This is a genomic window from Ignavibacteriota bacterium, assembly GCA_016708125.1.
Classification (GTDB): Bacteria; Bacteroidota; Ignavibacteria; order Ignavibacteriales; family Melioribacteraceae.
Window position 1 is genome coordinate 299,209 of sequence record JADJGF010000001.1, and the last position, 21,807, is coordinate 321,015.

At 29.1% G+C, this 21,807-nt stretch carries 22 protein-coding genes; 3 read left to right on the plus strand and 19 right to left on the minus strand.

Annotation, left to right across the window (positions count from 1 at the left end; all coding sequences use genetic code 11):
- Position 1: 1 nt before the first annotated feature.
- Complete coding sequence (locus IPH62_01425; GenBank protein ID MBK7103930.1) at positions 2-610, minus strand: hypothetical protein; 609 nt, start codon at positions 608-610, stop codon at positions 2-4.
- A complete protein-coding gene (locus IPH62_01430; protein ID MBK7103931.1) occupies positions 603-1,148 on the minus strand; it encodes an RNA polymerase sigma factor in 546 nt (181 codons plus the stop codon). The genes IPH62_01425 and IPH62_01430 overlap by 8 nt, the downstream gene beginning before the upstream one ends.
- 123 nt (positions 1,149-1,271) lie before the next feature.
- On the opposite strand from IPH62_01430, the gene IPH62_01435 reads away from it, so the two are divergent.
- Entirely contained in the window at positions 1,272-1,802 is a 531-nt protein-coding gene (locus IPH62_01435; GenBank protein MBK7103932.1) for a Spy/CpxP family protein refolding chaperone, read from the plus strand.
- 48 nt (positions 1,803-1,850) lie between these two features.
- Here the strand turns inward: IPH62_01435 and IPH62_01440 are convergent, their stop codons facing one another.
- From IPH62_01440 to IPH62_01470, 7 genes are all read right to left on the minus strand, one after another.
- Positions 1,851-2,645: a hypothetical protein gene (locus IPH62_01440; GenBank protein ID MBK7103933.1), complete on the minus strand. Its 795-nt coding sequence runs from the start codon at positions 2,643-2,645 to the stop codon at positions 1,851-1,853.
- 78 nt (positions 2,646-2,723) lie between these two features.
- On the minus strand, positions 2,724-3,431 hold the full coding sequence (locus tag IPH62_01445; protein ID MBK7103934.1) for an SDR family NAD(P)-dependent oxidoreductase: 708 nt from the start codon (positions 3,429-3,431) through the stop codon (positions 2,724-2,726).
- The gene (locus IPH62_01450) at positions 3,432-4,133 is read right to left on the minus strand and encodes an SDR family NAD(P)-dependent oxidoreductase (GenBank protein MBK7103935.1); all 702 of its coding nucleotides are present in this window, start codon (positions 4,131-4,133) and stop codon (positions 3,432-3,434) included.
- An 8-nt stretch (positions 4,134-4,141) separates the two neighbouring features.
- The gene (gene folE, locus IPH62_01455) at positions 4,142-4,708 is read right to left on the minus strand and encodes a GTP cyclohydrolase I FolE (protein MBK7103936.1); all 567 of its coding nucleotides are present in this window, start codon (positions 4,706-4,708) and stop codon (positions 4,142-4,144) included.
- A 5-nt stretch (positions 4,709-4,713) separates the two neighbouring features.
- Positions 4,714-5,121: a 6-carboxytetrahydropterin synthase gene (locus IPH62_01460; GenBank protein MBK7103937.1), complete on the minus strand. Its 408-nt coding sequence runs from the start codon at positions 5,119-5,121 to the stop codon at positions 4,714-4,716.
- Position 5,122: 1 nt separating this feature from the next.
- On the minus strand, positions 5,123-5,584 hold the full coding sequence (gene bcp / locus IPH62_01465) for a thioredoxin-dependent thiol peroxidase (GenBank protein MBK7103938.1): 462 nt from the start codon (positions 5,582-5,584) through the stop codon (positions 5,123-5,125).
- 54 nt (positions 5,585-5,638) lie between these two features.
- The gene (locus IPH62_01470) at positions 5,639-5,842 is read right to left on the minus strand and encodes a dodecin domain-containing protein (GenBank protein ID MBK7103939.1); all 204 of its coding nucleotides are present in this window, start codon (positions 5,840-5,842) and stop codon (positions 5,639-5,641) included.
- A gap of 142 nt (positions 5,843-5,984) precedes the next feature.
- On the opposite strand from IPH62_01470, the gene IPH62_01475 reads away from it, so the two are divergent.
- Entirely contained in the window at positions 5,985-6,434 is a 450-nt protein-coding gene (locus IPH62_01475) for a transcriptional repressor (protein ID MBK7103940.1), read from the plus strand.
- Between the two features lie 17 nt (positions 6,435-6,451).
- Positions 6,452-7,174, plus strand: a complete 723-nt coding sequence (locus IPH62_01480; protein MBK7103941.1) for a ribonuclease Z — start codon at positions 6,452-6,454, stop codon at positions 7,172-7,174.
- Here IPH62_01480 and IPH62_01485 read toward each other — a convergent pair.
- The 10 genes from IPH62_01485 to tkt form a co-directional block, all read right to left on the minus strand.
- Positions 7,140-8,420 (minus strand): peptidoglycan DD-metalloendopeptidase family protein, encoded by a 1,281-nt coding sequence (locus IPH62_01485; protein MBK7103942.1) that lies wholly within the window; start codon positions 8,418-8,420, stop codon positions 7,140-7,142. The genes IPH62_01480 and IPH62_01485 overlap by 35 nt on opposite strands.
- Positions 8,421-8,432: 12 nt before the next feature.
- Positions 8,433-9,431 carry a MoxR family ATPase gene (locus IPH62_01490; GenBank protein ID MBK7103943.1) on the minus strand — a complete coding sequence of 333 codons (999 nt, stop codon included), beginning with the start codon at positions 9,429-9,431 and terminating at the stop codon, positions 8,433-8,435.
- Positions 9,432-9,433: 2 nt separating this feature from the next.
- Positions 9,434-10,705 (minus strand): peptidylprolyl isomerase, encoded by a 1,272-nt coding sequence (locus IPH62_01495; protein MBK7103944.1) that lies wholly within the window; start codon positions 10,703-10,705, stop codon positions 9,434-9,436.
- A gap of 9 nt (positions 10,706-10,714) precedes the next feature.
- Positions 10,715-11,518 carry a peptidyl-prolyl cis-trans isomerase gene (locus IPH62_01500; protein MBK7103945.1) on the minus strand — a complete coding sequence of 268 codons (804 nt, stop codon included), beginning with the start codon at positions 11,516-11,518 and terminating at the stop codon, positions 10,715-10,717.
- Positions 11,502-13,478 carry a peptidylprolyl isomerase gene (locus tag IPH62_01505; protein ID MBK7103946.1) on the minus strand — a complete coding sequence of 659 codons (1,977 nt, stop codon included), beginning with the start codon at positions 13,476-13,478 and terminating at the stop codon, positions 11,502-11,504. The genes IPH62_01500 and IPH62_01505 overlap by 17 nt, the downstream gene beginning before the upstream one ends.
- Before the next feature lie 89 nt (positions 13,479-13,567).
- Positions 13,568-14,515 carry a DNA adenine methylase gene (locus IPH62_01510; protein ID MBK7103947.1) on the minus strand — a complete coding sequence of 316 codons (948 nt, stop codon included), beginning with the start codon at positions 14,513-14,515 and terminating at the stop codon, positions 13,568-13,570.
- Positions 14,516-14,521: 6 nt separating this feature from the next.
- Positions 14,522-16,555, minus strand: a complete 2,034-nt coding sequence (gene metG / locus IPH62_01515; protein MBK7103948.1) for a methionine--tRNA ligase — start codon at positions 16,553-16,555, stop codon at positions 14,522-14,524.
- A 139-nt stretch (positions 16,556-16,694) separates the two neighbouring features.
- Entirely contained in the window at positions 16,695-18,512 is a 1,818-nt protein-coding gene (locus tag IPH62_01520) for a long-chain fatty acid--CoA ligase (GenBank protein MBK7103949.1), read from the minus strand.
- A gap of 88 nt (positions 18,513-18,600) precedes the next feature.
- Positions 18,601-19,716, minus strand: coding sequence for a DUF5009 domain-containing protein (locus tag IPH62_01525; protein ID MBK7103950.1), 1,116 nt, complete (start codon positions 19,714-19,716; stop codon positions 18,601-18,603).
- Between the two features lie 32 nt (positions 19,717-19,748).
- The gene (gene tkt, locus IPH62_01530) at positions 19,749-21,761 is read right to left on the minus strand and encodes a transketolase (protein MBK7103951.1); all 2,013 of its coding nucleotides are present in this window, start codon (positions 21,759-21,761) and stop codon (positions 19,749-19,751) included.
- Positions 21,762-21,807: the final 46 nt, after the last annotated feature.

Consider the following 21,807-nt stretch of genomic DNA (forward strand, 5'->3'; position numbering starts at 1 on the left):
CCTATAGAATTTTTTTATTAATAAGTTCATTATAAACTAAGTTAAATTCATTTTCAGATAATTGATTTACTACACTTTCATTCAATTCAAAAATGTGATTATTTTCTTCAAGATAATTTATTATAATTTTTTCATAATCACTTTCATCATAAAGAACCGAATAAATATTTGATTCATAATTTACATTATTATTTAATTGAATTGATTCTTTCAAAAGTTCATTTGCAATTTCATTGTTTTCGGTAAAATCGGAAATAAAATTGCTAAAATTTATTTCTTTATTTGCGCTGTTTTGGTTATTGATTACCTTAAATATTAATAAGAATGAAATTAAAAAAATCGGAATAAGATACGCAGCATTAGGAATTTTACTAAAATTAAAGAATGAATTTTCTTGTTCAGAAATTCTTTCTCTTACTCTTGGTAAAAGTGTTATAAAATAACTTTCATCAAAATTTAAATCCGGATTTAGACTTTTGTATTTTGATAAAAATTTATTGAACTCTTTTCTTATATTTTCGTTTTCCGAAAGCTCCCTTTCAAATTTTTGCTTTTCTAAAACTGATAATTCATTTTCAACATATTTAGTAAATCGTAATATATTATTCATAATCTTCCAGTTTAGTTAAAATTTTATTTACTGCATGAAAATAATTTGCTTTTAATCCGCCGATACTTTTGCCAGTAATTTCTGAAATTTCCTCATAAGTTAATTCATCAAATTTTCTTAAAACAAAAACTTCTCTCTGTTTAACCGGCAATTTATCCAATGCCGAATTCAGTTTTTCTAATTTTTCCTTATCTTCCAAATTTTTAATAATATCATTTTCACTATTTATATCCATCGACGATTCATTAATGCTAAAAAAATTTTTCACTTTATTTTTTCTAATCAAATTTAAACTTCTAGTAAATGTAATTTTATAAATCCAAGTTTTTAATGATGAATTAAATTTAAACGTTTTTAATTTATTGTAAAGAACAATAATTACCTGCTGAGTAATTTCATCAGCATCGTAATGATTTCCAAGCATTCTTCTGGCGTTCCAATAAATTAATTTTTGATACTCCCTTACAATTTTATTAAAAGATTTTTCATCACCATTAATAAAGTTTGTAACCAGTTCAAATTCTTTTTCATCAACCATAAATTTCCTTTAACAATAATTTAGACAAAAATTTTTAGAGCAAGGTTTAATTTTTTTTTCATTAAACCCGTACTAAAAAACTTGTGTCAAATAAGCAAAACATAAATTCACAAAGGAGGAAAAATGAAAAAGTTATTCATGTTTGTTGTTTTATCGGCATTTGTTTTAATTCAATCACAAAATTTATTTGCACAAAAACAGAAAAATATTAAAGACAATTTTCTGGGAATTAAAAAATTAAATTTGACTGAAGAACAAAAGAAAAAATTTGATCAAATTCAATTTAACCAAGAAGAAAAAATTATTGATCTTCAAGCTAAATTGAAAATGAACAGATTGGAAATTAAAAAACTTTTCAATTCAGAAAATTTTAGCGAAAATGAATTTGTAAGTTTAACTCAAAATGCCGGAAAGTTGAGAAATGATTTATCTGATTTAAGAACAAAAATGTGGCTTGATGTTTACAAAATTCTTGATAAAGCCCAAAAAGAAGATTGGAAAAAACATTTTGCGGAAATGCCGGATGATTTTAGAGAAAAAGCACGAGATTTTAAAAGAATGCATAATTTTGATGGAGAACGCGGGAAAAGAAATTTAATGCCTCCACCTCCACCAATGGAAGAAAATGAAGACGAACCGGAACAAGAAAATTAATTGTAATTTTTAGATAAAAAATAAAAGACCGGAATTTTTTCCGGTTTTTTATTTTTCCTTTGCTTTTAACTTTTCTATATTTCTCATATATCTTTGATAACCTTCCGGAATTTTTGGTCCGGTTAAATTCATTTTTGCCGAAGCTGATTTTTCAACAAACAATGATTCACCGCTTTCCGAAATAAAATAATGAGAAACTATTGAAAAAATTTCGTCGTAACCTTTTACTTTTAAAAGCTGTAATCCGTAAAGTTGATCAAAAAAGTAAATCAAATCTTCTTTAGACCCTTTCCAAACAATTTTTCTTTGTTTCTCTTTCAGTTCTCTAATCGAAGTAGAATTTTCAAATTGATTTAAACTTTCATCCTCAAATCGATTTTGGTTTTCTTCTTCTATTTCATTTTGGCTGTTTTTAATTTCTTCCATTTTTTCTTCTCTTTTATAAAACGAATTTTCCTTCTGATTGTTAAATTTTTCTCTCTGCTCAATCCAGAAATTTATTTCTGCATCAACAAGTTTTTGAAATTTTTTATAATTAATTACTTCTTCGCGAAGATGTCTTTTTAAAATTTCTTCGCTAATAAATCTATTTGAATATAATGGCGAATTATAGTATCCAATTACTGTTTTCAGAAATTCAGTTAATTCACTACATCCGTCATCGGCAAATTTATTTTCAGATACATAATTTCTTAATGGTTGAAATTTAGTTTGAGTAAAACACTGAATAACCTTATTTACTTCAAGTTTAACTCCATAAAGAAAACTTAATTTTTCCTCCGAAGTTTGAAAAGTATCTAATGTAAAAAGGATTTTATGGTAATTAAATCTTCCTGCAACCATTAAACTCTCATAAATAAGCACAATTAGCCTATTATATAATCGTCTTACAAAAATGATTGTTTAGTGATTTAAATCACGTTAAGGATTAGTTGGACGAATTTCCAAATCGCTAATTAGCGCTCTTTGAGGAAGTTTTATTGCGGAATAAGTAATTTCCGCAACATCTTGAGGTTTTAAAAATTGTTTTAAATTTTTGTGAATTGGTGAATTTTGGATCATTTCAGTATCCGTTGAGCCCGGACAAATTGTAATTACTCTAATATTACTTTTTCTTACTTCCAACAATAATGATTTTGAAAATCCCATAACCGCATGTTTTGTAGCTGAATATGTTGTTCCATATTCAAAACCGGTTTTTCCGGCTTGAGAAACAATATTAATTATTGTTCCGTTTTCTTTTTTTATCATATGATGAATAACGGCTTTCGTGAAATTAAAAACTCCAAAAACATTTGTGTTAACCTGAGTCTTAAATTCTTCGAGTGAAATTTCAGCGAATTTTTTAAAAATTGCAATTCCGGCATTGTTTATAAGAACATCAATTTTCTTATATTTTTTTATAATTTGATTTACAGAATCCATAACAAAATTTTCGTCTGCAACATCTCCAATAAAAAAATCACAATTAACTTCAAATTTCAGAATTTCCTTTTTAACGGAAATTAAATTTTTCTCGTCTCTGCCAAAAATAATTACATTAAAATTTTCTTGTGCTAATTTTATTGCAATTGCTTTTCCAATTCCTTTACTAGCACCTGTAACAATTGCGGTTTGACTTTTTTTCAATTACAAATCTCCGGAAATTGGTCTTATTACAATTTCTTCCTGAACTAAACTTTGATCATTTAACAAAAGATTAGAAATTAAATCCGCAAGTTTTTCCGGCTTCATCATTTTTGAAGAGTATTTATTTAAAACATGATTCGGCCAAATATCTGTTGCGGTTGCTCCGGGAAAAACATTAATAATTTTAATATAGTGTTCTCTAACTTCTTCACGTAAAACTTTGGAAAAATAATCTAAGCCTGCTTTGGACGCCGCATAAATGCTGCTTTTTGTAAATACGGTTTTTGCCGCAACAGATAAAATATTAATTATTGTTCCCGATTTGTTTTCAATCATTTCCGGTAAAACTAATTTTGTAGCATATATTGCTCCAAGCAAATTTACATTAATTATTTGCTCAATTTCTTCAATAGAATTTTCAACAAAAGGTTTGAAAGAAGTAATTCCGGCATTATTAATTAAACAATTTATATTATATTTTTTTTTTACTTCGTCCATTTTTTCACTTAAATCTGCAAAATTAGAAATATCATTTTGAAGTGGAATAATTTCAGCGGAAATTTTTTTTTCTGAAATTATATTTTTAATCGGCTCAATTTTTCTTGCAGAAGCAATTATATTAAAATTGGAATCTGATAATTTTTTGGTTAACTCTCTACCAATTCCGGAACTTGCGCCGGTAACCCAAATAGCATTTTTCATTCCCAATATTAAATCCTTTTATGAGAAATCAAATCTAAAAATTCTCCTCGTGTTCTTGCATCATTTTTAAAACCACCAAGCATTGCACTTGTTAATGTGTACGAGTTTTGTTTTTCAACTCCGCGCATCATCATACACATATGATAAGCTTCGGCAACAACACCAACTCCAATTGGTTTAAGATATTCATCAATAGTTTTAGCAATTTCTTGTGTCATTCTTTCTTGAACTTGTAATCTTCGTGCAAATACTTCAACAATTCTCGGAATTTTACTTAACCCGACAATTTTTCCATTTGGAATATAAGCAACGTGAACTTTTCCGTAAAATGGTAATAAATGATGTTCGCACATACTGAAAAAATCTATATCTTTTACAATTACCATTTCATCATATTTTTCTGAAAAAATTGCACCATTTAAAACTTTTTCAATATCTTTTGTATAGCCCGAAGTTAAATACTGGTAAGCCTTTGTAACTCGTTCGGGTGTTCTTTTTAACCCTTCACGTTCCGGATTTTCACCAATTTCCTGCAATAGTGAATATATATTTTTTTCTACTTTTTTCTGATTCAAAATTTTTACTTTCCTTTATATTCTACAAAATTATTTTCTGTTTCATGAAGTTTAATTGAATGCAATTTTCCGGATGGAATTTTATCTACAATTTCATCCCAAATTTTTATTGCAAAATTTTCCGTTGTGGGATTTATTCCTTTCAAAAAATCTACATCATAATTAAGATGTTTGTGATCAACTTTGCTGATTATATTTTCAATAATTATTGTTTTTAGTTTTTTCAAATCAATTACATATCCGGTTTTTTCATCAACTTCCCCGGCAACTACAACTTCTAAAGTGTAATTGTGTCCGTGTCCATTTGGGTTATTACACTTTCCGAATAATTCAAGATTTTCTTTTTCACTTAAATCATTGTTATGTAATCTATGTGATGAACTAAAAACTTCTCTTCTCGTTATGTAAATCATTTTATATTTCTTGTAAATCTTTATAGACTACTTCTACGTGCCCGGGAACTTTTACTTTTTCATAAATTTTTCTAACAATTCCTTTTGCATCAATTAGAAAAGTTGTGCGTTCAACTCCCATATATTTTTTACCGTACATACTTTTTTCTTTCCATACATCATATTTTTCAATAACAGTTTTTTCTTCATCGCTTAAAAGTATGAAAGGTAATTTAAATTCATCAACAAATTTTTTATGACTTTTTACAGAATCCGGGCTAACTCCAATTACAACTGCATCCAAATTTTTATATTCCGAAAATGTATCTCTAAAATCGCAAGCTTCAGTTGTACAACCCGGAGTATTATCTTTTGGATAGAAATATAAAATTATTTTCTTCCCTAAAAATTCCTTTAAAGTTCTTTTGTTACCAAATGAATCTGGTAAAGAAATAGCCGGAGCTTTTTTACCAATTTCAATCATTTTTTCTCCAATCTTTCTATTTTTTTAGATCAATATTTTAATTCAAATTTTTCTTTAACTATTAATTTTTCTTCCAATTTTTAAAGTTACTTGAAATTCAATTTTATCATCACTTGTAACTCTTCCGCGTTGTTCAACAACTTCAAACCAAGAAACTCCGCCGTCACTTTTTGCTTCATTAATTGCAACTTTTACTGCATCGGAAATACTTTCGTTTGATATTCCAACTCTATTTATTATTTCGAATGATTTAGACATTTTTTCCCTTTCTTTATTAGTTTACTACTTATTAAAAATTAGTCAATTTATGAATATAATTAAAGGCAATTTTTATATTTAGTAATATTACAACATTTGATATTAATTATTTATTTTTAAAATAAAATTTTACGGCGAAAAATTGAAAAACGAAACTGCTCACGAAAAATTCACTAAATTCTTAAAAAAAGAACAACACAGAATTACTCCCGAAAGATTTGAAGTATTGGATTATTCCTTAGAATATAAAGGTCATTTTGGTGCCGATGATTTATTTATACAAATGAAAAATAAAAAGTCGAATGTTTCAAGAGCTACGGTTTATAATACTTTAGAACTTTTAGCAAAATGCAATTTGTTGGCAAAAAGAAATTTTGGTGATGGAATTACAAGATATGAATCGAGTTATAATAGAAAGAATCACGATCATCTAATTTGTATAAATTGCGGAAATATTACAGAATTTACATCGCCGAATATTCAAGAAATTGTAAATGATGTCTGCAAAGATTTGGGTTTTGAAAGTGCCGGATATAGTTTTAATATTTTTGGCAAATGTAAAAATGAAAAAAATTGTAAAAATTTAAAGTAATATTCAGAAAGAAATTAATGTCAAAATCATATAAACCAAAATATCCCTTAATTTGGGAAAAGAATAATTTTTATATTAAAATTTATTGCTCCATTCCTAATATTGCAACGGGGATAATTATCACAACAGAAAAAGCAACTTTTATTGTTGATCCGGGAGATGGAATTTTACGAGATTTGAACAAAGATTATTCTGCGAAACAAATTTTAGAAATTTCAGATATATTTATTTCTCACGGGCATCACGATCATGTTGGCGGAGTTTGGTCGTTACTAACTTATCTTTCAGTAATGAAAAAGAAAACACCGCTAAATATTTATTATCCAAAAGGTTGTTTGGAAATAGAAAGTATTTATAAAGCTTTCCATGAAGTTTATTCTCACGAATTGAAATATAAAATTGTTTTAAAACAAATTGATACTAACAAAAGTTTTAGAAGAAAAGATATTTCGATAAAACCATTTAAAGTAAATCATCGTGAACCATCGGAAATAAAAGGTGTTTCAATAGAAGTTCCTTCACTTGGATTCAAATTCAATAATAATGAAAAATCAATTTGTTATGGCGGAGATACGGCTTATTGTGAAACATTAATAAAAATGGCAGCAAATTCCGATTTAGCAATTATTGAAGCCGGCGCAGAAGATGAAAATGATAGTGATTTGCATTTAACAATTGATCAAGCTGTAAAAATTGGGAAAACAGCTAAGGAGTTTTTTCTGGTTCACGTGCCAGAATAATATTTGTATTTATTTCTTTTATTCTATCAATTTTATTTTGAAGACTATCTTTCACAATATTAAACTCTGCTAAATTTTCTTCCATAATTGATTTGGATGAAATAAATTTTTGAGTTAGAAAATTTACAAGCGATCCGTTTTTCCAAAATCTAAAATCTAAATGAGGACCAGTTGATCTTCCGGTGCTTCCAACATAACCAATAATTTGTCCTTGCAAAACTCTTGCACCTTTTCTAATTCCTTTTCCATATTTTGATAAGTGCATATATCCGGATGAATAAATATTGTTATGTTTTATTTTTACATAATTTCCGGCTGCACCATTATACCGAGATTCCAATACAACTCCATCGCCTATTGCTTGAACCGGAGTTCCAACTGATGCGGAATAATCAATTCCTAAATGCGGTTTATAAATTCTTAAAATCGGATGCAATCTATTTCTTGAATAATTTGAACTTATCCTTCTAAATTTTAACGGAGCTTTTAAAAATTCTCTAATTATACTTTTACCATTTTCATCAAAGTATTCATACTTTCCATCTTGATTAAATAAAAATGCATTAAACTCATTTGAATTGTGAATAAATTTTGCGGCTTTAATTTCACCAATATTTATAACTTCATCACCGAGTTTTTCTTCTTCGTAAACAATAAAAAAACTATCATCTTTTTGAATAGTATAAAAATCAATTTGCCATGCAAAAACTTCGGCTAATTTCCCCGCCAGTAACGGCGATAAATTCATATCGATGAAAGTTTGATAAAGTGAATAATTTATTACTCCGGAAATTGTTCTTTCAACTATTTCCGTTTCTCTTTTAACATAATCAACTTTTAACGAATCATTTAGATTTATTATTAAATATTCAATTTGATTTATTTCAAAAACAAATGCAGTTATTGATCCGGATGAATCTTGATTTGTATAAAAACGATATTTGTTTCCGGGTTGGATTTTTCGGAAATCAAAATAAGTTTTTGCCTTATCGTAAATTTCATTAATCTTTTCTAAAGAAATTTTATTTGGGATTAAAATATCAGCAAGGAATTGGTTTCTTTTTACTTCACCTTTTACAACTTTAAATGTATCAACCGGAAAACCGAATCTATCATATTCAATGTTTACATCACTAATATTTTGGGGGGAGTTTTTTTCATCAAGTTCTGAACAGTTTATAAAGAGTATGACTATAAGAAAGTATAATACAGAATTTAATATTTTTACTTTCTTTGTATTGTGCATGAGGTTGAAATTTTAAATTAGCGATTTTCGGTTTAGTAATTTATCAATTATCTCAACTGAAGAAATTCCTTCGGCTTCCGCATTAAAACTTGGAATAATTCTATGGCGCAAAACCGGTAGCAAAGCTCGTTTTACATCGTCAATTTCAGGTGTATATCTTCCATCTAAAATTGAATAAGTTTTTGCAGCTAAAATTAAATATTGAGAAGCTCTTGGTCCGGCACCCCAGCTAATTAATTCTTTCAATTCTTTTTCATTTTCATTCGGTCTGGAGCTTTTCACAACATTAACCGCATATTGAATTACATTATCTGCAACCGGAACTCTTCTAACTAAATTTTGAAAAGCTAAAATTTGTTCGCTATCAATTTTCTTACTTAATTTAATTTCATTGCCGCTTGTAGTTTGCTTAATGATATTTACTTCTTCTTCAAAACTTGGATAATCGAGCCACAAATTAAACATAAATCTATCTAATTGAGCTTCCGGTAAAGGATATGTTCCCTCTTGTTCAATTGGATTTTGTGTTGCCAATACGAAAAACGGATTCGGCAAAATATATTTATGTCCCGCTGCGGTTACACTTTGTTCCTGCATTGCTTCTAATAAAGCAGATTGAGTTTTTGGCGGAGTTCTGTTAATTTCATCTGCAAGAATTATATTTGCAAAAACCGGTCCCTTTATAAATTTAAATTCTCTTTTTTTAGTTGATTGATCTTCTTCGAGAATTTCCGTTCCGGTAATATCACTCGGCATTAAATCCGGAGTAAATTGTATTCGGCTAAATTGAAGATCTAAAACTTGAGCTAAAGTTTTGATAAGTAGTGTTTTTGCTAAACCCGGAACACCAACCAATAAACAATGCCCTTTTGAAAGAAGTGAAGTTAGAAGGTTATCAATTATTTCGTGCTGACCAATAATAACTTTGGATACTTCAGTCTTAATTTCTTTAATTGAGTACTGAAGCTGTTTTACTAATTCAACATCGTCTGAAATTATTTTTGTACTCAAAATTAAATCCTAATTTCCAAATAAACTTTTTCCTTTATTTCATCAATCCATTCTTTATTTAATTTTTCTCTTTTTCTAAACTCAGTAATTTTTTTTATTTCGTTATAATCAGTTTCAAGATTTGGCTTATGTTCAGGAATTCGTTTAATCAATTTAATTATATGAAATCCATATTCATTTCCGCTTACTTCAAGTCTTTTAGGAAAACTAATTTCACCGTCATGAAGTTTGTAAATCTGATCCAATAATGGTTTCTCAAGCTGACCAGCTTCAAAAGTTCCCAAAACTCCGCCAAACTTTGCAGTTTCTTTATCGTTGCTGTATTTAGCAGCATAATAATCAAAATTATTTTTATTGCTTAAAACACTGTCTCTCAAATCAGTAAGTTCTTCAATTGCTTTTAAATCGGCGGCATCATCACTTTTAGGTTTTATTAAAATGTGTCTCGCTCTAATTGATTCGCCTCTTTTTTCAATCAACTCAATAATATGAAATCCAACGGGAGATTCAACAACGTTTGATAGTTCTCCTTCTTTTAACGCAAAAGCTGCCGATTCAAACTCCGGATAAAAAACACCTCTTTTGACAAATCCCAAATCTCCTCCAGCTTTTGCACTTCCGGGATCATCGGAATTTTTCTTAGCAAGTTCTTCGAAATTTGCACCTTTACTAACTGAATCTCTTAATGACTGAGCAAAATCTCTCGCTTTCTTTTTTAGTTTATCGGTTGATTTTGGATTGATAAAAATATGTGCAATTTCAAATTTCTCAGCAATAAAACCTAATGAATCTTGGTAAGTTTGAAAAAATTCTTGTACTTCTCTTCTTGTCACTTCAATTTGAGCAAACTTCTGATTTTTCAGCATTTCTGCCATCAAATTTTTTTTCGTATCATCTTTCATTTCTCTCTTAATTTTTTCAACACTCATTCCGTAAGCTTGTTCAAGTCTTTCTTGAGATCCGTACTGCGAAGTATAATATGCTACAACTTGTTCTAATTGACGATTTACGTCTTCATCCGTAACTTCAATAGAATCCAAAATAGCCTGAGCATATAAAAGTTTGTCTTCCACCAATTTGTTCAATAATGTTTTTTTCAATTCCGGATTTTGCTGATCTATTTTTCTTTGAGCAGCATACATCGCAGTTTGAAATTCCAATTCAGAATTTAAAATAATTTCATCGCCAATTACAGCAATAATTTTATCAACAACTTCTTGCGCGTTAATATTAATCGTTAATAACAAAATGATAATTACAATAAATTTTTTCATTCGAAATCCTTAAAATACTTTTACTTTTCTTTCTAATTTTAAGCTATCCAAGAATTGTTTCAACATTTCTTTTTGGCTGTTAAAAATGTAACTCTCTTTAACTCTGTCTTTCACATAATCGAACTGAGGAATTGTACTTCGATCAACTTTATCAATCATTTGAACAACAACAAAATTGTTTGGTTCCGTTTCTACCACTAAACTTATTTCATCTTGGAACAATTCCATTAAAACCCGTAAAAGTTTGTTTGAATGAATTTGAGAAGAACGATAAACCTTATTTACATAATTATCAATTAATTCTTCACTATTTTCAAAAGCTGTTAAAGCTTCATCCCAATTATTTTCGATTGCATTATTTCTAAAATTTATTGCGTTTTCTTCACTTTTAAATGAAATCAAATTTAGAATAAAAGCATCCGTTCCAAAAATAAAATCTTCTTTATTCGAATTATAAAAATCCACTAAATCATCTTCAGTGTAATTTATTTGATGATTCTCAAGTAAATTATTGATTGCAATAGATGAAGCAAGTTTCTTTTCGGATTCTCTAATAATTCTATAATAATTTTCTTTTGTTACAAGTTTTTCTTCAAATGCTAATTGATAAAGTAATTCGGTCTCAATCCAATCTTTTATATATTCTTCTTTAAATTTTATTGAGCCTTTTTTACTTGCTAAAAAATCATCTAATTCATTTTTAGTAAGTTTACTTTTTCCAACTTGTGCAACAATTTCTTCCTTTTTATTACTTTCTTCTTCGCAGCTTAAAAATGAAAAAATTATTAAAGTTAAACTAATCTTTAAAAGCATTTTGTAATTCATCGTAAAATAATTCTGGTTTATAAGTTGTTCTTAATCTGGAAATATAATCATTTTCAAGCTGTGCACTTTCAATATCTTGATAAGCGCTTGTTACTTCTGCGCGAGCTTCTTCAAAAGATTTAATTTTTGACGGATCTTTTTTTACAAGTTGAAAAATACTTTTTCCTTTTTCATCGCCCAATATTTCAGTGTAATCACCAATGTTCTTTAATTCAAAAACTGCTTTTGCATAATTATTATTTCCCACTTCTTTTAAATCATTTACATAAGCTAAATTTTCTGAGCGACCTTTTAATTTATTTTTAATTAAAAGTGAATCAAAGCTCACTCCGTTTTTCAATTCACTTTGATATACTTTTATAAGCGAATCAGATTTTGAAAATAATTCTTTGAATTGAACTCTATCCGGAAAAATGTAACTATCTTTTGTTTGTTCGTATAAATTTTTAATTGCGGCAGAATCCATTTTCATTTTATTCCAAACTTCATCTTCCTGCAATTTAAATATTATAATACCGTGCTTATAATCTTGCATCAGATTATTAAAATTCTCATCGTTTGCCAATTTTTTAGCGACTTGAATTTCGAAAATTTTATCTTCCTTAAAACTGTTTAAATGATTTTGAATTGATTTTGCATCCAAAATTGTATTAGCATTTTTGGGATCTTGCATTACATAATTTATAACTTTATCAAACTCAAAAGATTGGTTATCAATAATTGAAACTATTTTATCGCCGTAATTTTGATGTAAATTTGAATTCCAATAATCTTCGTTAACCACAGTTGAATCACTGTTTGAAATTATTTCTTTCAGATTGTCTTCATTTGTAACAATTTCTATTTCTTTAGAAAACTGATTTAACATTTTTTGATAATCATCTTTTCTTTTTGATTTTTCATAAATGGTGCGAACATTTTGTTTTTCCAATTCATAACTTGGATATTCTGTTTTACCAAGAACTTTAATAATATGATATCCATATTGAGTTTCAACAATATCAGAAACTTGATTTACATCAAGATTGAAAACAGCTTCATCAAACGGTTGAACCATTTGTCGTCTTTCAAAAAATCCTAATTCGCCGCCTTTTTCTTTTGAACCCGGATCTTCAGAAAATTCTTTTGCTAATGCCGAAAAATCTTCGCCTTTTTTAATTCTTTCAAGAACTTCTTTTGCTTTTGCCAAAGCTGCATTATTTATTGTATCATTATTATTTTGTTTAGCAAATAATATATGACTTGCTCGAATTTGCGGAGTTCTCTTTTTTCTATCCGTTACTTTAATAATATGATAACCATATTGAGTGTGAAGCGGTTCCGGATTTACCGAATCGACTTCAGTAGCATAAGCAATATCTTCCAAAGCCGGCAGAACTGCTCCGGCAGTTATATAATAAATGTCGCCGCCTTTATTTTTTGAAAACTGGTCATCAGAATTTGCCAAAACTTCATCTTCAAATTTTGCACCTTTTTTTATTCTATCTAAAATTTCATAGGCTTTTGCTTTAGCGTCTGCATCAGAAATTTTATCAGATCTAATCAGCAAATGGCTAACTCTGATTTCATCTTTTCTTTTTTCATAAAGATCTTTAATTCCTTTTTCAACAAGTTCTTTTTCAAGGAAATATGAAACACCAATATTTTTTTTGTAAGTATCTAATTCTTCAAGAATCGCCGGATCATTTTCCAAACCTCTTACTTTTGCATCTCGCAATTTCATATTAAAGTTTACGAACAAATCTAAAAATTTATTATAAGCTTCTATTGTATCTTTTTTTGCTTGTTCAATTCCACCAACATTTTTAGCATAAGCATTTTCAAATTCACTCATTTTAATTTCATAATCACCGTATTCCGCAACAATAATTTCAGAATGTTTTGGCGAGCATGAAACAAGAAATAATAAAATCGAACTAATTGTAATAAGAATCAGTTTTTTAAACATTAAAAATCCTCCAAAAAAGTTTTTATTTAATCTTAAATTTTAGTTATTGTATGATATAAATGCAAGGCAACAAAATCTCCATGTTGCATTCAGTTTTTCTTATTTTGTAAACCAAGTGTGTTACGTTCCCAAAAAACTCCATCTTTGTAACCTTGAATTTCTTTGTTTTCATCAGCTACTTCTAAACGTTTCAAAGCTAATGATGCAAATTTTTTATCTATTTCAATTCCACAAAATTTTCTTGATAATTTTTTTGCAACTACAGCTGTAGTTCCGGAACCAAGAAACGGATCAAAAATTAAATCATCTTTTTTACTGCTTGCTAAAATAATTTTCGCAAGTAATTTCTCCGGTTTTTGAGTTGGATGTTCTGTATTCTCCGGCATTGACCAAAACGGAATTGTAATGTCTGTCCAAATATTTGCCGGATGCGTCAATCTAAAATTTCCATTAGAATTATTTTCCCAATCTTTCGGTTTACCATTTTCTTTATATGGAGCAATTACTTTTCTTTTCAGTTTTACATTATCAATGTTAAAATTATAATTATTTGAAAATGTGCAGAACCAAATATCTTCCGAAGAATTTTTCCAATTTGATTTTGCTCCCCTTCCCTTTTCTCTTTCCCAAGTAATTCTGTTTCTTACATTAAAATATTTATTTAGCACCAAATGTATTGATGTTGATGAAAGCCAATCTCCGCATACATATATTGAACTTGAGGGTTTTAATGTATGAATTAATTTTTGAATTAAATTATCTAGCCAATTTGTGTAATCATCAATTGAGAGTTTATTGAATTTATTTGAATTAAATGTTTTGCTTAAATTGTAAGGCGGATCTATAAAAAGTAAATCGACAAATTTTTCCGGTAAAAATTCCGCAACATCAAAAAAATCTTGATTGATAATTTTATTTTCTAAAAGTTCAGCAGAAATTTTTGAATTTATCTTTAAAAATTTTTCAGATAATATTTTTTCTTGATCATCCGAAATTCTTAAAGTTCTATTTTTATCAGAAAACTTTTTTTTATCCATTAAAATTTATTTTACTTCTGTGCCGGATTTAACATTTTCACTTACTTCAATTACATTTAATTTTCCGTCTTTATCTTCAACAGCTAAAATCATTCCTTCAGAAACTTCACCAAAAAGTTTTGTTGGTTTTAAATTATTTACAATTACAACTTTTTTATTTATCAAATCACTTGGTAAATAACTTTGTGCAATTCCGGCAATAATTTGCTTTTTCACTTCACCAACTACTACTTGAAGTTTTAATAATTTATTACTTTTATTAACATTTTCTGCAGTGACAATTTTTGCAATTTTCAATTTTGTTTTTAAAAATTCATCATAAGAAATTTCTAAATCCTTTTTAACCTCAACAGTATTGGGCAATTTATCTATTTGTTTCTGAATTTCTTCATCTTCAATTTTAGTAAATAATATTTCCGATGAATTCAATTTGTGTCCGAATTGTAAATTATTTTTTCCGCAATTCATCCAGTCAGTTGGTTTGGTATTCAGCATTGTAAATATTTTGTCGGATGAAAATGGAATTACCGGAGAAAAAATTTCTGCCAAAGTATAAATTGCTTGCAGACAAATATTAATTGTTGTTCCGCATTCATCTTTATTTGTCTTAACTTTTTTCCACGGCTCTGAATCATTAAAATATTTATTTGCATTTCTTGCCAAATTCATCATTTCAAGAACTGCATCTTTTGCTTTATAATTTTCAAGAAGCTCAGAAATTTTATTCGGATAAGATTCTAATAAATCCAACATATTTTTATCAAGCTCGGATAATTCTTTTCTTTCCGGAACTGAATTTTCAAAATGTTTACTTTCAAAGATGAAAGTTCTATTTATAAAATTTCCTAAAATATCGGCAAGTTCATTATTATTTTTTGCTTGAAATTCTTTCCAATAAAAATCCGTGTCTTTATTTTCCGGTAAATTACTTGCCAAAGTATAACGCAATGGATCAGAAGGAAATAAATTTAAAAATTCATCAACATCAATTCCCCAGCCTCGCGATTTGGAAAACTTCTTTCCTTCAAAATTTAAGAATTCATTTGCCGGAACATTTTGAGGATAAATATATTTCGAATCGTTATTGTCATTCCATGCTTTTAACATTGCGGGAAAAATTATTGTATGAAAAACAACATTATCCTTACCGATAAACGCAACATATTTTGTTTCCTTTCCTTGCCAAAATTCTTTCCAAAGATTTGGATTATTTCTTTCTTCGCCCAATTTTTTTGTTGCGGAAATATAACCCAAAACTGCTTCGAACCAAACGTATATTACTTTTCCTTCCGAATTTTCAAGTGGAACTTTTATTCCCCAATCTAAATCTCGTGTAACAGCTCTATCTTTTAATCCGTCTTTAAACCAGCTTTTACAATATTGAAGAACATTTTCTTTCCAACCATATATATTATTCATTTCTTCAATATATTTTTCCAAAAATGCTTGATAATTTCCAAGCGGAAAATACCAATGCGAAGTTTCCTTAAGTTCCGGAGTATCGCCGCTGATTTTACTTTTTGGATTTAATAATTCGTGCGGTTCATAAAGTGATCCGCAGCTTTCACATTCATCAGATCTTGCTTCTAAAAATCCGCATCGCGGACAAGTTCCTTCAACATATCTATCCGGTAAAAACATTTTCGCTTTGTTATCATAAAACTGCATTGATTTTTTTTCGATCAATAAATTATTATCATGGAAATCTTTGAAAAATTCTTTTCCGGTTTCATGATGAATTGGCAAGCTTGTTCGCGAATATATATCGAAACTCATTCCAAATTTTTCGAATGCAGATTTGTTCAATTCATGATATCTATCAATAATTACATTTGGTTTAACTTTTTCTTTATCAGCAGAAATTGTGATTGGAACGCCATGCTCATCTGATCCGCAAATGTAAATTATATCATCGCCTTTTAGTCTTTTATATCGAACATAAATATCTGCCGGCAAATAAGCGCCGCTTAAATGTCCCAAATGAATTGGTCCATTTGCATAAGGTAACGCAGATGTAACTAAAATTTTTTCTTTGCTCAAATTTGCCTCAAGAATTGAAAAATGAATGCTAAATATACATAAAATTTGGTTTTTGAAGCGGGTTAAAATTTCTTAAAAATTTGGTAGGTAAAAAATTAGGAGGAAATTAAAGAAAATAATTCCCTCCTTGGAATTAAAATTAATTTTGAATTCCTTTATACATATCTTCAATTAAATCTTTGTATCGCTCCTCAATAACTTTTCTTTTCAATTTTAGAGAAGGAGTCATTTCACCGCTTTCTATTGTGAAAGGTGTACTTAGCAAAGTAAACTTTCTAATTTTTTCATAGCTGGCAAGTTGTTTTTGGAATTGAGTAAAATCTTTTTCCATCATTTCTTCAATTTGTTTTAGCTTAATTAAATCCTCATTTGTTTTATACGGAATTCTGTGTGCATCTGCATATTCTCTTAATGCTTCAAAATCCGGAACAACCAATGCACTGATGAACATTCTCTTATCGCCAATAATTATAAACTGATCAATATATTTACTTCCTAAGAAAAGATTTTCAATTGGAGTTGGAGCAACATATTTTCCGCCGGAAGTTTTAAACAAACTTTTTTTACGGTCAGTAATAATTAAAAATCCTTCAGCATCAAAAACTCCAATATCACCGGTATGAAGCCAGCAGTCAATTATCATTTCTTGAGTTTCTCTTTTCTTTTTAAAATATCCTTGCATAATATTTGGACCGTAAGCTAAAATTTCTCCGTCTTTTGCAATTTTAACTTCTACTCCGGGAACAGTTTTTCCAACACTTCCAAATTTGTAATCATTTTCTCTATTCACGGTAATTACGGGAGATGATTCTGTTAATCCGTAACCTTCCAAAACTAAAATTCCAACTGCTTCAAAAAATACTCCTAATTCTCTTGCCAACGCAGCACCTCCGGAAATAAAAAATCTTAAATTTCCGCCGGTTACTTGTTTTAGTTTATTAAAAACTAATTTCTCAGCAAGTTTGTGTTTAATATTTAAAGTAAATGGAACTGGTCTGCTGTTTCTTTTTAATTCTCTAAATTCTTGTCCAACACCAACTGCCCATTCAAATATTTTTTGTTTTTTCTCCGGTTGTTTTTCCAAATTTTTCTTAATCTTGCTGTACATTCTCTCAAACAATCTTGGAACTCCAGTCATTACAGTGGGTTTTATTTCACCCATATTTTGTGCAACTTTTTCAATTCCTTCTGCAAATGCAACTGTTGAACCGCAAGAAAATGCTAAATAATATCCTGCCATTCTTTCAAAAATATGGCTCAGCGGAAGAAATGATAAAAATGTATCTTCGTCGGTTACTCTAATAACTTCGCAAGCGCTTTTTACATTTGATAAAATATTTTTATTTGTGAGCATTACTCCTTTTGGCTCGCCGGTTGTTCCCGAAGTGTAAATAATAGTACATAAATCATTTTCATTTACAAGTTCAATACTATTTAAAAAGTGTGATGAATTTTCCCTTTTATACATTTTACCGCGATCAATTGCTTGATTAAAAGTATAAACTCCAGCTTCGCCTTCAGTATCATCATTACTAATATTGATTATAAAATTTAAATTTCTACATTTTGATTTTATTTTTAAAACTTTATTTAATTGAAATTTTGTTGAAACAATTACGCCTACAGATTCTGAATTATTAATAATATATTCAATTGAGTCTGAAGTAGAATTTGGATAAATTGGAACATCAATTGCACCTAATCCAAGAATTGCAAAATCTGAGTAATACCATTCGGGTCTATTTTCAGAAATGATAGCAACTTTATCGCCGCGTTTAATTCCAAACGAAGCTAAACCTAATGCAAGATTTTCAGTAATATCTCTAACTTCTTGATAATTAATATCAACAAATTTTCCATCAATTTTATGTTTGATGTAAGTTTTATTTACTCCGTAAGTTTTTGTAACTACATCAAACATTTCCGGAATTGTTTTGAAATCTTTAATTGGCGGCATTGTTTCTCCTAAGAAAAATTTGTTAAAAATAGCTTAGAAAGTGTAAAAATGCAAATAGAGAATTTTATGAAAAGTTTTAAATTTTCATTTAAACTTTAATAAAAATTTTCTTCGCGTAAAGTATCCACATTAGTCCAAGCCAAATTAAAACATAAACAATTGCCCAAAGCAGAGATGCATTTATTGGTTCTAACCAAGTTAGAAAATAATTATTGAAAAGAAATTCGCTAATTCCAATTTTGTTGCCGGTTTCGTCTGTAAGTTTTATAAGATATAATAATCTTCCAACAATTCCGGAAAGAAAAAAAACCGTAATTGCATTCATTCCATAAACTTGAAATGGTTTTATCCACCAAGTAATTTTTTTTACATCAATTACATAATAACAAATTGCTAAAAAGTTTAAAGATAATCCGCCGGTAAAAAGTACATAAGAGCTTGTCCATAAACTTTTATTCATCGGAAACCAGCCATCCCAAACATATCCTAAAAACATTAAGATACTTGATGAAAGAAATAAACCTATTATAATTTTTGATTTATCATTATTCTTTTGCAGCCAATGACCAGCTAAAACTCCAATTAAGCTTGTAGATATTGAGGGAATTGTACTTAAAATTCCTTCGGGATCCCAAGTTTTTGTAACAGACCACATATGTCCGGAAAGAATTTGACTATCCAGCCAAGCCGCTAAATTTGTTCCGACTTCATAATTTGCCGGACCAAAATTTGGAACCGGAATAAAAGTCATAAGAATCCAATAAATTACTAGAAAAAAAACAGTGAAAAATATTTGAGTATTAATTTTGGTTTTTAGAAAAATTATTGAAGTAATTAAATAAACTACAGCTATTCTTTGGAGAACTCCGGGAATTCGAATTGAGGAAAAATCAAATTCCGGAAATCCACTTAAAATAATTCCTAACAAAAATAGAATTAAACTTCTTCTTAAAATATTTAAAATAAGTTTTGTTTGATTGTCTCCGCTTTCTTTTCTTTTTGATAAAGATAATGTAATTGCAACCCCAACAATAAAAAGGAAAAACGGAAAAACTAAATCTGTTGGCGTACAGCCATGCCAGATAGCATGTTTTAAAGGAGGATAAATGTTGCTCCAGGTTCCGGAATTATTTACCAAAATCATTCCTGCAATTGTAATTCCTCTAAAAACATCTAAAGAAATAAGCCTTTCTTGTTTTTCCATTTTTACATTTAAAATAAATTAACCTATTAAAATTATTTTAAAATACTTTTTGCTTGATTAACAACATTCTCAACTGTAAAACCATATTTTTCGAAAATAATATTTTGCGGAGCTGAAGCACCATATTTGTTATCAATAGCAATTGTTTTTCCATCTAAACCAACATATTTTTCCCAGCCTTGACTAATTCCCGCTTCAATAGAAATTCTTGCACGAACAGATTTTGGAAGAACAGTTTCTTTATATTCTTCAGATTGCATTTCAAAAATTTCCCAGCTTGGAAAACTTACAACTCTTACATTAATATTTTCTTTCTCTAAAACATCTGCAGATTTTAATGCTAATTCTACTTCAGAACCGCTTGCCATAATTATTATTTGCGGAAGTTTTGTTGAATCTTTTAAAATATATGCACCTTTCTGAAGACCTTCATCTGAGCCGAATTTATTGCGGTCAACTATTTTTAAATTTTGACGAGTTAATGCAAGAGCAACCGGACTTCCCTTATGTTCAATTGCAAATTTCCATGCTTGCGAAGTTTCATTTGCATCAGATGGACGAATTAAAATTAAACCCGGAATTGATCTTAACGAAGTAATTTGCTCAATCGGCTGATGAGTTGGTCCATCTTCACCAACACCAATGCTGTCATGCGTAAAAACGTAAATTGGTTTAATCTTAGAAATTGATGCCAAACGAATTGAAGGTCTTAAATAATCTGCAAAAACCAAAAATGTTCCGCCATAAGGAATTAAACCTCCATACGTTGCAATCCCATTCATTATTCCAGCCATTGCATGTTCACGCACTCCATATCTTACATATCTGCCGTCCGGAGTTTTGTTACTAAAATCTGCGTAGCCTTTTAGATCAGTATTGTTAGATGGAGTTAAATCGGCAGATCCGCCAAAGAGTGAAGGCAATTCAGAAACAATTGAATTTAATACTTTTCCCGAAGCTGAACGAGTTGCCATTGATTCGCCATAATTTTCAAAATTGAGTAACTTTTTCTTCCAAGAATTTCCCAAATTTCCTTTCATCATATCAGCTAACAATTTTGCTTCTTGGGGAAATTTCACTTTATAATTTTTATACAAATTATTCCATTTTTCTTCTTCGGTTTTACCTTTGTCTTTTAGTGTAGAGAAATGTTTTTTTACTTCATCCGGAACAAAAAACTTTTTCGTTTCATCAAATCCTAAATTTTTCTTAGTTAGTATTAATTCATTTTCGCCAAGCGGAGAGCCGTGAACTTCCGAAGTATTGTTTTTATTTGGGCTTCCGAAACCAATTATACTTTTCACAATAATTATTGATGGCCTTTCAGTTTCCCTTTGTGCTGATTTTACAGCTTGTTCAATATCCTTTAAATTTTTAATATCATTAACTTTTTGAACATGCCAATTATATCCTTCAAATCTTTTTTGTACATCATCAGTGTATGATAAAGAAGTTGGTCCATCAATTGAAATTCCATTATCATCGTAGAAAACAATAAGCTTACCTAATTTATTGTGTCCGGCAAAAGATGCAGCTTCATGAGAAATTCCTTCCATCAAATCGCCGTCGCCAACTTCAACATAAATAAAATGATCAAAAAGTTTAAATGCTTTTTTATTAAATCTGCTTGCTAAATGTTTTTGTGCAACAGCCATTCCTACGGAGTTTGTTAAACCTTGTCCCAATGGACCAGTTGTAGTTTCAACTCCGGGAGTTAAGCCAAATTCCGGATGACCGGGAGTGATACTTTTCCATTGTCGAAAATTTTTAAGATCATCGATGGAAATTTTATATCCGCTTAAATGTAAAATACTGTACAATAAAGTACTACCATGTCCGCCGGAAAGAACAAATCTATCTCTGTTCATCCATTTAGGATTTGCGGGATTGTGTTTCATAATTTTTGAATAAAGCAAATATGCAACCGGTGCAAAGCCCATCGGCATTCCGGGATGCCCAGAGTTTGCTTTTTGCACAGTATCGGCAGCTAATAATCTAATGGTATTAATACTTTTCTCTTGAATTTGATTTGATTTTTCAGCCATTTCTATTCTCTTAAAAATTATTGATTAAATTTATTAAACTTTTGAA

Coding starts and splice junctions, on each gene's coding strand:
- IPH62_01450 (MBK7103935.1), bottom strand. CDS start 4,133: ATGAAAAATGCTATTTGGGTTACCGGCGCAAGTTCCGGAATTGGTAGA.
- IPH62_01520 (MBK7103949.1), bottom strand. CDS start 18,512: ATGCCGCCAATTAAAGATTTCAAAACAATTCCGGAAATGTTTGATGTA.
- IPH62_01430 (MBK7103931.1), bottom strand. CDS start 1,148: ATGGTTGATGAAAAAGAATTTGAACTGGTTACAAACTTTATTAATGGT.
- IPH62_01460 (MBK7103937.1), bottom strand. CDS start 5,121: ATGATTTACATAACGAGAAGAGAAGTTTTTAGTTCATCACATAGATTA.
- IPH62_01425 (MBK7103930.1), bottom strand. CDS start 610: ATGAATAATATATTACGATTTACTAAATATGTTGAAAATGAATTATCA.
- bcp (MBK7103938.1), bottom strand. CDS start 5,584: ATGATTGAAATTGGTAAAAAAGCTCCGGCTATTTCTTTACCAGATTCA.
- IPH62_01510 (MBK7103947.1), bottom strand. CDS start 14,515: ATGGATAAAAAAAAGTTTTCTGATAAAAATAGAACTTTAAGAATTTCG.
- IPH62_01440 (MBK7103933.1), bottom strand. CDS start 2,645: ATGGTTGCAGGAAGATTTAATTACCATAAAATCCTTTTTACATTAGAT.
- IPH62_01505 (MBK7103946.1), bottom strand. CDS start 13,478: ATGTTTAAAAAACTGATTCTTATTACAATTAGTTCGATTTTATTATTT.
- IPH62_01485 (MBK7103942.1), bottom strand. CDS start 8,420: ATGCACAATACAAAGAAAGTAAAAATATTAAATTCTGTATTATACTTT.
- tkt (MBK7103951.1), bottom strand. CDS start 21,761: ATGGCTGAAAAATCAAATCAAATTCAAGAGAAAAGTATTAATACCATT.
- IPH62_01435 (MBK7103932.1), top strand. CDS start 1,272: ATGAAAAAGTTATTCATGTTTGTTGTTTTATCGGCATTTGTTTTAATT.
- IPH62_01470 (MBK7103939.1), bottom strand. CDS start 5,842: ATGTCTAAATCATTCGAAATAATAAATAGAGTTGGAATATCAAACGAA.
- IPH62_01480 (MBK7103941.1), top strand. CDS start 6,452: ATGTCAAAATCATATAAACCAAAATATCCCTTAATTTGGGAAAAGAAT.
- IPH62_01525 (MBK7103950.1), bottom strand. CDS start 19,716: ATGGAAAAACAAGAAAGGCTTATTTCTTTAGATGTTTTTAGAGGAATT.
- IPH62_01500 (MBK7103945.1), bottom strand. CDS start 11,518: ATGCTTTTAAAGATTAGTTTAACTTTAATAATTTTTTCATTTTTAAGC.
- IPH62_01495 (MBK7103944.1), bottom strand. CDS start 10,705: ATGAAAAAATTTATTGTAATTATCATTTTGTTATTAACGATTAATATT.